The 14294-nt window shown below is 35.1% G+C and carries 11 protein-coding genes, 1 tRNA gene and 1 pseudogene; 6 read left to right on the top strand and 7 right to left on the bottom strand.

Annotated features, from left to right (window positions below; genetic code table 11):
* The first annotated feature begins 35 nt into the window (after window positions 1-35).
* From B9T19_RS05595 to B9T19_RS05585, 3 genes are read left to right on the top strand one after another with little or no spacing between them, the layout of a single operon-like run.
* Window positions 36-1184, top strand: coding sequence for a ThiF family adenylyltransferase (locus tag B9T19_RS05595; RefSeq protein WP_094567612.1), 1149 nt, complete (start codon window positions 36-38; stop codon window positions 1182-1184).
* Complete coding sequence (locus B9T19_RS05590) at window positions 1177-2262, top strand: ThiF family adenylyltransferase (RefSeq protein WP_094567611.1); 1086 nt, start codon at window positions 1177-1179, stop codon at window positions 2260-2262. Before B9T19_RS05595 ends, B9T19_RS05590 begins: the two co-directional genes overlap by 8 nt.
* Entirely contained in the window at window positions 2243-4357 is a 2115-nt protein-coding gene (locus B9T19_RS05585; protein ID WP_094567610.1) for an ATP-binding cassette domain-containing protein, read from the top strand. The genes B9T19_RS05590 and B9T19_RS05585 overlap by 20 nt, the downstream gene beginning before the upstream one ends.
* Before the next feature lie 63 nt (window positions 4358-4420).
* Here the strand turns inward: B9T19_RS05585 and B9T19_RS05580 are convergent.
* A pseudogene (locus tag B9T19_RS05580) lies at window positions 4421-5456 on the bottom strand (IS3 family transposase).
* A gap of 295 nt (window positions 5457-5751) precedes the next feature.
* On the opposite strand from B9T19_RS05580, the gene B9T19_RS05575 reads away from it, so the two are divergent.
* Window positions 5752-7524, top strand: a complete 1773-nt coding sequence (locus B9T19_RS05575; protein WP_094567609.1) for an ATP-dependent endonuclease — start codon at window positions 5752-5754, stop codon at window positions 7522-7524.
* Window positions 7521-8900 carry a UvrD-helicase domain-containing protein gene (locus tag B9T19_RS05570; RefSeq protein WP_094567608.1) on the top strand — a complete coding sequence of 460 codons (1380 nt, stop codon included), beginning with the start codon at window positions 7521-7523 and terminating at the stop codon, window positions 8898-8900. Before B9T19_RS05575 ends, B9T19_RS05570 begins: the two co-directional genes overlap by 4 nt.
* 637 nt (window positions 8901-9537) lie before the next feature.
* Here the strand turns inward: B9T19_RS05570 and B9T19_RS05565 are convergent.
* Window positions 9538-9627 (bottom strand) — tRNA-Leu (locus B9T19_RS05565).
* A gap of 178 nt (window positions 9628-9805) precedes the next feature.
* On the opposite strand from B9T19_RS05565, the gene B9T19_RS05560 reads away from it, so the two are divergent.
* On the top strand, window positions 9806-10567 hold the full coding sequence (locus tag B9T19_RS05560; protein ID WP_094567607.1) for a tyrosine-protein phosphatase: 762 nt from the start codon (window positions 9806-9808) through the stop codon (window positions 10565-10567).
* 250 nt (window positions 10568-10817) lie between these two features.
* Here the strand turns inward: B9T19_RS05560 and B9T19_RS05555 are convergent, their stop codons facing one another.
* The 5 genes from B9T19_RS05555 to ybgC form a co-directional block, all read right to left on the bottom strand.
* The gene (locus B9T19_RS05555) at window positions 10818-11501 is read right to left on the bottom strand and encodes a cytochrome b/b6 domain-containing protein (protein WP_094567606.1); all 684 of its coding nucleotides are present in this window, start codon (window positions 11499-11501) and stop codon (window positions 10818-10820) included.
* 103 nt (window positions 11502-11604) lie between these two features.
* Entirely contained in the window at window positions 11605-12657 is a 1053-nt protein-coding gene (tolA, locus tag B9T19_RS05550) for a cell envelope integrity protein TolA (RefSeq protein WP_094567605.1), read from the bottom strand.
* Window positions 12658-12687: 30 nt separating this feature from the next.
* On the bottom strand, window positions 12688-13113 hold the full coding sequence (locus B9T19_RS05545) for a biopolymer transporter ExbD (protein ID WP_094567604.1): 426 nt from the start codon (window positions 13111-13113) through the stop codon (window positions 12688-12690).
* 30 nt (window positions 13114-13143) lie between these two features.
* The gene (tolQ, locus tag B9T19_RS05540) at window positions 13144-13851 is read right to left on the bottom strand and encodes a protein TolQ (protein ID WP_094567603.1); all 708 of its coding nucleotides are present in this window, start codon (window positions 13849-13851) and stop codon (window positions 13144-13146) included.
* Window positions 13852-13866: 15 nt separating this feature from the next.
* Entirely contained in the window at window positions 13867-14259 is a 393-nt protein-coding gene (gene ybgC / locus B9T19_RS05535; RefSeq protein ID WP_094567602.1) for a tol-pal system-associated acyl-CoA thioesterase, read from the bottom strand.
* Window positions 14260-14294 lie beyond the last annotated feature (35 nt).

Genomic DNA, 14294 nt, shown 5'->3' with positions numbered 1-14294 from the left:
TATTATGATATACATAACTAATTTAGGATTGAACAATGATTTTGCATAAAACATACCTTTTAAAAAACTCAATTGATGTGTATATCACAGAGCTGGATGATGATGAAATTTTAATGACATTTCATAAGATTACGACACGTGATCGTATTGAAATCCTTACTAATAGTATGGTAGCTAAATTTATTGCTCTATTAAATGGAAAAAATACAATTGGACAGATTTATTCTTTATTAGAATTATCTCCTGATATGGATCAGCTCAATGATTTAATTAATTTTTTATTTGAAAATAAATTGATTACTGAAAATACAGTAGATGATTCTTCATCGAGATACAATAGGCAAGAAGCATTTTTTGATGATTTGTACTTATCCCAAAGTGGGAATGTATCGCAAAAAATTCTCTCAAATAAGTCTATTCTATTTTTAGGATGTGGAGCGTACTCTGGAGCTGTTGCTGAAATACTAGTTAGAATGGGGATTCAAAAAGTTATTTTAGTAGATTATAAAAAGGTAACATCAGCTTCTTTATCAAGACATTTATATACACGTCCCAGTGATATTAATAAATATAAAGTAGATGTGCTTGAGTTATACCTTCAACGTATTAATTCTATGGTTGATGTTCAAAAAGTGATAACACTCATTAACTATGATACTGATCTTAGTAAAATTATTATGAATGATGTTGATTTAGTAGTTAATGGATTGGATGAACCTTATATTGGTCATACCTCTTTAAAGTTAGGACGTTATTTAGCACCACTTAGAATACCTATGTATGTAATGGGAGGATTTGATGCTCATTTGATGAGTTCTGGCGAGTTGATTTATCCTCCACAAACGCCTTGTATTGATTGTGTTCAACAATACTTTCAAGTTGCTTTGAAGGATTGGAAACCTTTTTATAATTTATCTAATTCTATAGATTATAGTAATGATAAAAAAGGTGATATGTCGAATGTAACATATGAGGATAGTTATAATTATTCGCATGCTGGAGGTCTCTGTTCAATGAGCAATTTTTCTGCTTATTTAAGTGCTGCTTCAATTATCGACTTTTTTCTATCTCAAGGTAATCACTTGACTGAGTCTATAATGAGATATGAATACTTATTAAATAAAGGTGAGATAACCAAATTTAAAGTGGGAAAAAGAATCGCATGTGAGGTATGTAATGTCTAATTTACGTTTAAGGAGTTTAATAGGTATTGTTCAAAATGAAGCAGGAGTAGAATTTTTTAATAGTAACACACGAGAGTCAATTTTACTTGAAATAGATTTTCCAGAAATTTTAACGTTTTTAAAAAAGTTTGATGGTAGAACACCTTTCGTAGAGATTTGCGCATATTTTCCTAACTATACTCCAGAAAGTCTTAAATATTTGGTAAATTTTTTACATCAAAACCATATCTTAATATTAGATGATAAACCTTATTCTGAAAGTGATAAAAATGACGGTAGATTGATCAGTTTTTTAGAGGATTATTGCTATTTAAGCTCTGAAGTTATTGAAAAAATAGATCTTATTAAAAGCTCTCGTATAATGATTATTGGTTTAGGATCTGTGGGAAGTCTTATTGCTACATATCTAGCAAAGCAGGGTATAGGGAATTTTATTTTAGTTGATAACGATACAGTTGAGATTACTAATATTCATCGACAATACTATTTTGAAGACCAAATTGGTATTCAGAAAACAATAGCATTAAATGAGGAATTGAAACGTATTAATCCTAGAGTTAAGTGTGAGCTCATACAAGATTGCTTAACTGAAGATTTTTTTGAAAAACATCTTCTATCTCATCCCATAGATTTAATTATTAATTGCGCGGATGAACCTAGCGTTGATTATACAAGTAGGATTGTTGCTAAATATTCCATGAGCAAAAATATACCTCATATTATAGGCGGTGGGTATAATTTGCATTTAACATTAATTGGTCAGACTATCGTACCATATCAAACAGCCTGTTTTGAGTGCTTTACACAGAAATTAAATGAGCTTAATTTAAGCGATTTAAAGAATGTTAAAAAATTACATAGAGAAAATAGAAAGATTGGCTCTTTCCCCCCTCTTTCGGGTATTGCTGCAACTTTAGCTACACTTGATGCAATGAAGATTATTATTAAAAAGTTTAAATATTTAAATAATAGTAATAAAAGAATAGAATTCTCTTTAAAAGACTATAGTATAAAAACTATTCAAGTAGATAAAAACCCTAATTGTGAATGGTGCGGTAATGAAAAAAATAATAATTAACGGTATTACTACAAATAATTTAAAAAATATTGATATACAGATTCCTTTTTATTCTATTACTGCAATATATGGAAGATCGGGAGCGGGAAAAACATCATTAGCTTTCTCTACAATATATAGACTCTGTTGTGATGAGTTTGAAGCGATAGAAAATGGATTTTTAGAAAATGCAGATTATAGAGTACAATATTATTCTAATTTGATTCCAGCAGTTGCTATAGCTCAAAAAAATACGAATCATAATCCAAGATCTAATCTATTTTCCTATCTGAATATTCCACAGTTATTAATATCTCTTGCAACTAAGAATAGTGTAAATATTCCTCCATATCATGAATTAAAACTACATGCAGTACCTAATGAATGCGAAACTTGTAGAGGATTAGGAATTATAGAAGAGATAAATTTGTCTTCTTTCATTAATGGAGATAGGACTATTTTGGAGAACCCTTTTTCATTTTGGGTACCTACTTCTTCTACAAATCTTCGGCATAATCTACTTCTTGCTTATGCTGAGAGTTTATCTATTCCCGTAGATATTCCATATTCTCAATTGAATAATGATCAAAAAGATTCTTTACTTAATAAGAATAGTACAACTAAGTTAAAGTTTAGAGCTAAATATTCAGGAAAATCAAGACAAAGATCCGAATACTATATTTGTGTTTCTGATTATATAAAACAAAATAATCATTTAAAAACGGTGCAGCAAAATTTGGTAAAAACACTTTGTCCTACTTGCAGTGGTTCTTGTATTTCTCCACTGTTACAAAAGAATAATATTTTAGATTTAAATTTCAAGGATTTTTTATTAACTCCTATTACTTCTTTAATTAAAAAAATAGGGGAAAATATATTAGATTCGAGATTAGGATTGGTATTAGAAACTATTGATAGGTTAGGGTTAGGATACCTGAATTTAGCTCGAGCGATTCCCAGTCTTTCTGGTGGAGAATTACAAAAAATTAGATTCAGTCGACTTTTGAGATCTGATATTACGAATATTCTAATTGTATTAGATGAAATCTCTTCCCAAATAAATCCTAAAGATCATGCGATGATTTTAAATATGATAAAAAAATTATCGGTTAACAATACTATTATAATGGTCGATCATGATCAGTCATTTATCGATTTTGCAGATAATGCCATACATATAGGAAGATTTTCAGGAAAACATGGTGGATATATCTGTTCTGCAGAGCAGATATTACCTTTTTATGAAATTGATAATAAGAATACAATTACAAAAACATTTAAATTTACTAAACTTAGTAAAAATAATGTGATAGATCAGGATTTAATGTTACCGCTTCACTGTTTGACAGTTTTTACCGGTGTATCTGGATCAGGAAAATCTTCGTTAGCAGAAGCAATAAGAAATCGTATTGATAGTATTTATATCAGTCAAAAATATACAAACTATTCGATACGTTCGATCTTAGCATCTTCGCTATCTTTAATATCTGTGATTGCAAATTATTTTGCTAATATTACTGGGAATAGTAATAGCTTATATAATCCGTTACAGGACGGCGGTTGCCCCAACTGCTTAGGGGTAGGTGTTATTAAATATGAAAGAGGATATGATAAAGATGTATATCTAAGTTGTCCTATATGTGAAGGATTATTATTTGATAAATCAAATCGTAAATTAACAGAGTCTGTGAATGGTATTTCCATTATAGAGTTATATCAACTCGAGTTAGCAGATATTCCTAAATATATTAATCAGATAACCGTTAAGAGAGTGGTAGAATCTGCTGTAGCGTTAGGATTAGGACATTTACAACTTAATCGAAAAACGCAAACACTTTCTGGTGGAGAATTAAGAAGAATTAAATTGTGTAATCAATTATCTAGGGCTAGAAAAACCAATGACATATTGATTATTGATGAGCCTGCCGCTGGATTAGATCCTGAAACAGCAAGTAAAATAGCATCTTATATTTATAGTAGAACAAAATTATTTAAAGCTGTGATTGTCATAGATCATAAACCGGAAGTAATCAGATATGCAGACTTTGAAGTTAAGCTTGGCCCAGGATCTGGGCCTCAAGGAGGAAAAATTATTGAAACAATTTATAAAAATTAAATTTACAACTGTAATCCTCCCCTTTTTAGGGCTATTTAAAAGTAGAAGGTTTCTCTTGGTTTATTAAAGTTGACACGGTGGCACAGATCCAATGGCGGAATGGGGTCTTTCATTATTATAACTCCATAGCCATTTAGTGGAGTAAATTTGTGCTTCGTTGATTGTTTCAAAGAGATAATTCGATAGTAACTCCTCTCTTACGGTGCGGTTAAATCGCTCAATATAAGCATTTTGTGTGGGTTTCCCCGGTTGAGTATAGATCAGAGTGATCTTCTTTGAATTAGCCCAATTAATTTCTGACTGATATATTCAGGGCCATTATCACATCGAATCGCTGCAGGCTTTCCTCTCCACTCAATAATTCTTTCTAAGGAGCGAATCACTTTTTCTGTCGGTAAACTAAAATCAATATCTACGCAAAGACCTTCTCGATTGTAATCATCAATCACATTAAAAGTTCGGAAATAACGTCCATTTTGCAAGCTATCAGATATAAAATCCATCGACCATATTTGATTAATATCTGTCGCTAATCCCAATGCTTCGGGACGATTTCTGATGATTCGTTGTTTGGGTTTAATTCTGAGATTAAGCTCTAATTCCCGATAAACTCTTAAAACTCGTTTATGATTCCATCGGAACTTTTGAATATTTCTCAAATAATCAAAACATAAACCAAATCCCCAACGCTTATGAGCTTTAGTTAACTTCAGCAACCAAGTTTCAATGAGCCTGTTTTCAGAAGAGGCTTTGGCCTGATAGTGAAAAGCCGTTTTGCTAATTCCAAATATTTCACAAACCAAACGGATGGAGATATCCTGAGTCTTTAAAACAGCTTTAGCCATCTCTTTTCGTTGAGATGGCTTTACCACTTTCCCTCTAAAGCTTCTTGGCGGATACGGGACTTTAAACACTCTTCAGCATACATTTTTTTGAGCCTTGCATTTTCAGCTTCTAGCTCTTTTAAGCGAGTAATCATCGAGGCATCCATACCCCCATATTTTGAACGCTACTTATAAAATGTTGCCGAACTAATCCCATGTTCTCGACATAAATCGGTCACTTTCACGCCTGATTCATTCTGCTTTAAGATTGACATGGTTTGTGTGTCTGTGAATTTTGATTTTTCATAGTTAATTTCTCCTAAGTAAATAATACGAGAAAATTCTACGTTATAGTCGGTATTATTTTTAGGGGGGATTACAAATCCTCTTCAATATTTATTTGATAGATGGGGAGCTTCATAAGAAATCCTTAAGCATACAGTTAAATAATTAGAGGGCTTAGTAATTTACCTAATTTCAACTATAGAAGAACTCAGGAAAGAATAAGTTAATATAATCCTAATTAAATTTAGTATCATCTATTTTTAATCAAACTTAATGAGAATTTTTATGATTATTTCAAATGTTAAAATTAAAAATTTTAGAAATATAGAAAGTATTGATATTCCACTGAGTCAAATGACTGTTTTTGTAGGTGAGAATAATAGCGGAAAAAGTAATATTTTAAAAGCGTTAACTTTACCATTAGGTAATGATGAAATTGGGCAACAAGTAAAAAGACTTGGCTGGCAAGATATCAATGATAATGCTAAGAAAGAATATTTTAAATTTTTGTATGAAGAACAAGAGGAAATAAAAAAAGGTAATTTAAAAGTTGATGACTTTAAAGAGAAGCTTCCTTATGTTTCTGTTGAGTTGATATTTGAACCTAGTGACCTATTTGATGAGTATTATTTAAAAAATTTTGGAAATGAAATTTTGGTTGGTTCGGAAAGCATTCTTTATGGAATAGAGTATCGATATGAAGTAGAAAATGCAGGGTCACTGCTTGAGCATTTGAATAAGATTTTCAATATGAACAATTTTGTATTTGAAGAATTCAAAATGAACTTATTACCTATGAATTTTTATAATTACTTTATACGAGTGACTTCAACTCAGGAAAATGTTTCATATGCAGATCTGCATTATTTTAAATATAATTCACTAGAAGCAGAAAGAGATAATTTTTCAATGAATGGTAATCAGCTAGGATCAAGGGCATTAGTTAATCTTTTGGAGGGGAGGTTACCTGATGATAAAAAATTACTAATAGAGAAAGCTTATAAGAAGTTTTTTGATGGAGTAAATCAACTAGGATCATTGAATGAGATTGTTGATTTTTCTAATCGAGAGCATGTCGAAAATATAAAGGATATATTTAACGAAATAAAATTATTACCGAATATGCCTAATATGAAATCGTTACTGAACAATGTTAGTTTAGGAATAGGCGATGAATATCTCCATACACAAGGATTGGGGCAGAGAAATTTAATATATATTTTTCTAATGATTGCATCATTAGAAAAATCAGCTGAAGCTTTAAATGTGTTAACTTTGGAGGAGCCGGAGGCTCATTTATCAGTTAGTAATATCCACTTGTTTTCTAGCTATATAAATGCATTTTTAGCTGAGGGCGAATCTAATAAAAAGCTACAAATTTTTATATCTACTCATAGCCCTAAATTATTGAATAAACTTTCTTTAGAAAATATTGTTGTTGTTACGCATGGTCAAGCCTATTCCTTAAAGAAGGAATATGATGCTGAGGAGCTTAATTACCTTGGGCGGAAGCCTAACCAAGAACTTCTAGAGTTCCTTTTTTCTAAAAAATGTATTTTAGTTGAAGGGCCATCTGAAGAGCTGTTAATTAAATCATATCTGAATTCTCAGACAGATAAATTGAATGAGATAAATGTATTGTCTCTTCATAAAGGTTTTAAGAAAATGCTTGATTTATGGCTAAAAGTTAATAAAGAGGGATCCAATAAGATAGCGATTATTAGGGATTATGATAATCAAAGTAGGGCAATGGATGAGCATCATGCATATAACCAATATGACAATATTTGTGTTGAGACAACAACAGAATATACATTAGAGCCTGAATTTATTAAAACGGAAGACAATTTCCCCAAACTTAAGTCTTATTTTGAGAAGGAGCATGGGTGGAGCGATATTGAAACGGAAGAAGATTTAGATAAGCAGTGGCGTTCAGCTAAGGCAGATACAATGTTTAAATTTTGTTTAGACTTTGGAACTGGTGATCTAGAAGGAATTAAGTTACCTAGTCATATTCAGAAAGCTATTGATTTTTTACTGAATGGTGGTAAGAAATGAAAATTATAGTTGCTGGGGCAGGGGCAGGTAAAACGACTAGAATGGCTGGAGATGTATTAGCTCGCTACAAGGAAGTGGAAGAGAAGAAAATTATTTATGTAGTTACTTATACAAATAATTCTAGAGATAGTATTAAAGAAAAAATTGTTGAGCTGAATGGTGAGATACCTACGTACTTATACGTGGAAACGATACATGTATTTTTATATAGAGAGTTAATTAAGCCGTATAGTAACTTACTGTTTAATGAACATTATACGCAATTAACATTAGCTTTTTTAGGCAACGATCCTAAGTTCCGTAATTATCAAATTTCAGAATTAAGGAAGAAAGGCATTTTACATGTAGATAAAGTTTCTGAAATAGCGAAATGGGTAGTTGATAAAAGGTCTACAGATCTGAAAATTCATAAGGATAGAAGAGCTATTATTTTAAAAGTATTACAGAAAAATATAGATTCGATTTTTGTAGATGAAGCTCAAGATATGGATGAGAATATGAGGCAAATATTTGAGGCTTTAAATGAGGCTGAGATATATTTGCATCTAATAGGCGATCCTAAGCAAGACTTGAGGGGAAAAAAACAATTTGCAAAACTTATAGCGGACTTTCAAGAAAATGTTGAATATATAGAGAAGAACTATCGCTCTCCAAAAAGCCATGTAGATCTATCCAGTTTATTTATTCCAAAAAAAGAAGCACAAATAATACATGAGGAAAAAGCAGGGGAGGTTTTTTATATTTTTGAGTCTGAGGTTGAGAACTCTTTTTTTAATCAAGATAATTGGGATTATCAATATATTTATCAGCGTAAGGATCAGCGTTATGAAACTGCTTTGAAAGAACGAAATTCTCAAGGAGAGGTCCGATTAGAAATAGATTTAAGAGCGTTGATCGAGCAATATTTAAATCTTGATGATGAACAACAGATTAAACTTTTTTCTTGGGTTTTAAGTAAGAAAATTATAAGGGAATATGCAGAAAAAGAAGTACGGGAAGTTGCTAGATTTCTTTGCAAGATTTTAAATATATCTAAACTATCTAAAAAAGAATATGCGCAACTATCCGGTGTTATAGAAGAGATTAGAAAACATAGATGTAAAGGAGTATCTTCGGTAAGGAATGTTTCCTCTATTGAAAGGATAAAGGGACTAGAAGGAGATCGCTGTTTATTTATTCTATCCTCAGCCCTTTATCCTTATTTTTCTAAAGAGAAAAAGACTAAGAATAGAACTTTAAATCACTTGTATGTTGCTTTGACAAGATCTTCAAAAGAGCTTGTTATACTTATAACTAATGAGGTTGAAGCAACGTTTGGGAAAAATAGAGTGGAGACTAAATTTAAGGAGTATAGTGTGCAAAAATACCCGCTTTGAGGCATCTTTATATATTGATGTCCAAGACTTTCTCATTATTTTATTAAAGGAATACCCTATCCAAGCCTATTAGTAATTTCAGTTGGTGTAGCATCATAATAAATCATCAAAGATTTAATACCTCTATGGTCAATCATCTTAGTTAGCTAAATCTAAAAGAGATATTAGTAGAGCAAGTCTTGTGCAAGCTTCATGCCTTGTATCATGAAATCTTAGATTCTCTATTTTGAATTTCTTAACACTTCTTCTAAAAGAGTCGAGACAGTATCTGCATCTATGCCAAAGACATCGCCTGATTTTTTAGGATTCATTATCTGTAGTAAATGAATAGCTTTGCTGTTAAGAGGTACGTGTCTACGATAATCCTTTTTGGTTTCTATCAAAGTGAGGTATTTTCTTTTTAAGTTAACTTGTTACCCCTAAGGTAAAAAGAAAATTAAGTCTAGTTTTTACTACCAGTGTAATGGTAAGCAAATTTTTTCAAAGTGCTATTTTGCTTATAGTTATTGAGTTTACTCTTCTGTTTAAAGATAAATTTTAATCTTATAATATTGTGTTTAATTGGAGCAAAAGTTGGAGTAAATCGAATCCCAGACAGCAAAAAGCCCGCTATTTAGCAGGCTTTGAGACTTTGTAATGGTGCCTAGGGCCGGAATCGAACCGGCACGACCGTATAAGGGTCGGCAGATTTTAAGTCTGCTGCGTCTACCAATTTCGCCACCCAGGCATTAGGTGTAACTCAGTAGAAGACAAATGATACAGGGGAAGTTTCTAAAAAGCAACAGCTGATTAAAAATGATTCATTTGTTGGTGGATTATCCTGCCAAATCGAAAACATGGTAGGATAGATGATCTACTGAAAAGGTCTGTTAATTAAGGGTTATAGAGTATAAGGGTTTTAATCGATGGGTCAACTATTTAATTTTGAAAAAATTGTAAACTTTAGAAGTTTTACCGGATTGAAGACTGCGGAAAACGCTACCATCAAGGATGGGCGGATCTATCGTAGTGCTCTGCTCGATTTTGCAACCCCTCATGATATGGATCTACTCCAGTCGCTAGCTCCTGATGTCGTGGTTGATTTTCGACTCGAGGGAGAGAAGCAGGGTGAGGGAATTAAGATGATTCTCGATTCTATCGATTATCAGGCGAAGCCGATCGATGTTGGTAACTTCTTCAGTCCTGATCAGATCTCTGCGTTGAGTGAGCTAAAATCGGAAGATATTGGGCGACTTTTTGAAAAGATGTACCGAGAGTTTCCAACCTGCGGTGCGGTGCAGTTTAAGACGGTTTTTGAGGCGATATTGGCTAATGAGAAAGTTGTTTATCACTGTAGTGCCGGTAAAGATCGTACTGGGGTGATGAGCTATCTGATTCTCTCTGTATTAGGCGTTCCTTATGATGACATTATGGAAAACTATTTAGAATCTAATCGCTATGCGGAGGCGCTCCATCAGCTCTTTAGAGAGAATCGCCGTCAGGCAGGGCATCATCTGACTATTAGTGAAGAGCTTGAAGCGCTCTTTAAGAAGATTCGCTATGTCGCTCCTGAATATCTCGATGTCTTAGATAGGACATTAGTGGAGAACTATGGGGGTGCAGTCCCTTATGTTGAAAAGGTTTTGAAAGTTGATACCGAGCAGCTAAAAAAAACACTCTTAAAGTAGCGGTGATGACAAAGCGCCAAGAACAAAGAATAAAAGAGCGATCCATTGATCGCTCTTTTTTATTGGTTTTATGAGTTTTATCGGTTCTTATCGACTCTTAATAGCTCTTTTCTGATCATTTCTCTCGATATTCTCTTCTATTGCAATGCCCAATAGAGCAGGGCGGTTAATGGAATTAGGAGAATCACCGCATAGAGGAGCCTCTGTGCTACAGAATTGAGAAAGAGGCTTTTAGGTTGTTTATGCATAATTAAAAGAGTAGGTAAAAGGTTAAGGCAATAATAATTATCATCAATGCAATGCCAATGAGAGGGCGATCTGCTTTGATCGATTCTGGATTTGGGGTATGAGCCGCAGATCGATCGCGTGTACCGGTAATCATGGTGCGAATAAGATTTTGGCGTTTGATAATTAGGTAAGCAAAGACTGCGGTGATATGAAGACCAATAAACCATAAGAGAACTGCGCGACCATTGCTATGGATGGCGATCATATTACTTCTCATATCGCTATCGGCTAATTTAGCTAATGGCGCGTTTGCAAACATGTAGGTGTTATCTTCTAAGAAGAGACCGGTGATAACTTGAATGAGCAGTAGTAAAATTAGTGCTACAACCATCAATGCCCCTAAAGGATTGTGCCCCTCAGTTGGTGTCACTGATTTTTTAAGGTATTGCGCGATATGGAATGGGCCGCGAATAAAGTTGCTAAAGCGAGCCGTTGTTGCGCCGATAATACCCCAAATAAGGCGAAATATGAGCAGAGCAAGAATTAGAGTGCCGGCATATTGATGAATTGCCATTGCAGAATAACTGCCTAAAAAGCTTAAATCATAATAATCTGAAAAGTTATATGATGTGTAGACGCACACTAATACCGCCAGCGCTAATATCCAGTGAAAGAGGCGCGTGGGTAGATCCCATACTTTTATCATCTATTCTCTCCTTATCAATTGAGGTATTGCTGATACTGCAATCATAACACTTATTCGGTGTGCTTGATTATCTTGCTTTATTGCTCTAGGTTCAGGGTTGTTCTTAGTTTGTTGGGCGGAATCTAATCTCAAAACCCTCTTTGGCTAGATATTTTCGCACAATAGGATCCTCTGGCATGGGGACTTTATCGGCGCTTAAGATCGCCACAAAGACGCTATTATCAAACTCCTCATTTCCGCTCGATTTCGTCACAACCGGAGTGCCAATAATGGTGCCATCCTCTTTAACTTTAAATTGGATGGTTGTTGTTAGCCCATAACTGCCTGGAGGTGTAATCCAAAGCGCATAGAGATAGGAGTGAACCTTAGCGAAGTAATCATTATTGAGTGCTGCTGCAATTCTTGTTGCTTCTTCTGCCGCTTTTGCTTCTGCAGCCTTTCGTTCTGCTGCGGCCTTCTCTTCAGCTGCTCGCTTCTCGGCAGCCGCCTTCTCTTTAGCTAAACGCTCTTTTTCCGCGCGTTCTTTCTCTGCTTTTTCTTTAGCGAGACGCTCCTTTTCTGCTTGTTCTTTTGCTGCCTTTTCCGCAGCCTCTTTTGCCTGTTTCTCTTCTGCTAATCTCTTCTCTTTAGCTGCTTTTTCGGCAGCTGCCTTCTTCTCTGCAGCAATCTTTTCCTGTTTTGCGCGCTCTTCAGCAGCTTTTTTTTCTGCGATGACACGTTCTTTTTCCGCTTTTTCTCGGGCAACTCTCTCTGCTTCAGCCTTCTGGGCCGCGCGTTTCTCTGCCTCTATACGCTCTTTTTCAGCCTTTTCACGAGCAGCTTTCTCTTCAGCAGCTTTTTGAGCAGCTCGTTTTTCCGCCTCTATTCGTCTTCTTTCAGCCTCTTCTTTTGCCCGTTTCTCTGCCTCAAGACGCTCTTTTTCGAGTCGCTGTGCTTCGGCAATTCGATTCATCTCTTCGATCACCTCTTCGGTATCGATTCTCTCAGATTTGGCAATACGATTCTCATCACTCACTTTAAGGGAAGGATCATCGATGCTAGCCATCTGTATCTTCTGAAATGAAGAGAATGAGAAGTAGCCAACAATAGCGATAACAAGCCCTGTTAAGAGCGCGCTACTGATATTGATAATCTTATCTTGTGTTTCGCGATTCATAATGATCTACTCCTTTCTAAGCACAATCGCCTACTCTGTCGGGGCAGTCATGAGTTGGACATTTTTATTGGTGACGCCTTGAAGCAATCCCATAGCATCAATGATACGACCGTAAGGGGCATTTTTATCCCCTTTAACTAATGCCTGTATATTATTGTTCTCTGCAAAAATATTGCGAGCTAAAACCTCAATCTCCCCTTCTGGAAGGGCAATATTGGGATTATCCGCAAGATTGAAGAAGAATGATCCCGTTGCGTCGACAGAGATCACCATCATCTCCTCCCCTTCAACAGCAACTGCTTGGCTCGACTCCATCTGTGGTGGATCAACATCAATTCCGACGGAGATAGTTGTTGCCGTGACCATAAAGATAGTGAGTAGAACAAACATAACATCGACATAGGGGACAATATTCATGTCTGAAGAGAGTTTGTTGATCCGTTTACGTCGTCTCATAACGATATTTCCCTAAGTAAGTTCGATAGATTATGAATAGTGTTGCGGCGCTACTTTCTGTGACATCTGCACATATTGGCGCGCTAAGATATTGGCAAACTCATCGATAAAGCTATCATAACGAGTCATAAGGTTGTTGATATCATTACTGAATTTGTTATAAGCCATTACTGCAGGTATCGCAGCTAGAAGACCGATAGCGGTAGCAACGAGAGCCTCTGATATCCCCGGCGCGACCTGTGCAAGTGTGACCTGTTTTACGGTTCCTAATGCACTAAAGGAGTTCATAACGCCGATAACGGTTCCTAAAAGTCCGATATAGGGCGCCACTGAACCGATCGTTGCAAGCCATGAGAGAAATTTTTGGATAATAGTCTCTTCTCTTTGTGTTTCGGCGAACATTGCATTCTTGACACTTGAAACAATAAAGTCAGGCGAGTAGTTCGCATAGCCACGTAAGCGTGAAAACTCTTGAAATCCTGAGAGAAAAACCTTCTCTAAATCGCGGCAATTCTTTCCTTTTTTGATCGCCTCAGAGGCCAATTGATTGATGTCAGCCCCAGACCAGAAGACGCGTTCAAATTGATTTACACGATGCTTTGACAGTTTTATAGAGATATATTTTTTCCAGATTAAGAAGATGGCAATAATCAACATGATTGCCAGAATCAACATAATAATCTTCACAGGGAAGCTTGCGCCGGCAATTAAATGCCAAAATTGTAAATCAGAGGACATCGTACAACTCCTGAATTAAAAGAATTTGGGAAGGGCTTTAGGGCGTCGAGACTCAACGTCAAGTGCGACAATTTCAACAACGCCTCTTGTTAAAATCTCATCATTACGCACAATTAATTGTTCAAATAGCGCTCGTGTTCTACTGCGCTTAATAATGGAGGATCTTACAATGAGATCGTCACAGAGGTAGGCCGGCTGTAGATATTCAATCTCAAGCTTGCGAACAACAAACATCTCATTGGCAGTTGCCGCATGGGTATTGAGATTAACTCCTTTAGCCATCAGCCATTCTGTTCGTGCTCGCTCCATAAAGTTAAGATAGGTCGAGTGATAGACGATTCCGCCGGCATCTGTATCTTCATAGTAGACCCGAATCGGGAGCTCAAAGGTATCGATTTTCTGTTCCATTGTGAATAGGGCCGTCTTCTCTTTTAGAATGAATT

This window comes from Ignatzschineria sp. F8392 (assembly GCF_002252045.1).
GTDB lineage: Bacteria > Pseudomonadota > Gammaproteobacteria > Cardiobacteriales > Wohlfahrtiimonadaceae > Ignatzschineria.
Note: the sequence above shows the minus strand (reverse complement) of the source record. Positions and strands in the feature narration are given on the sequence as shown.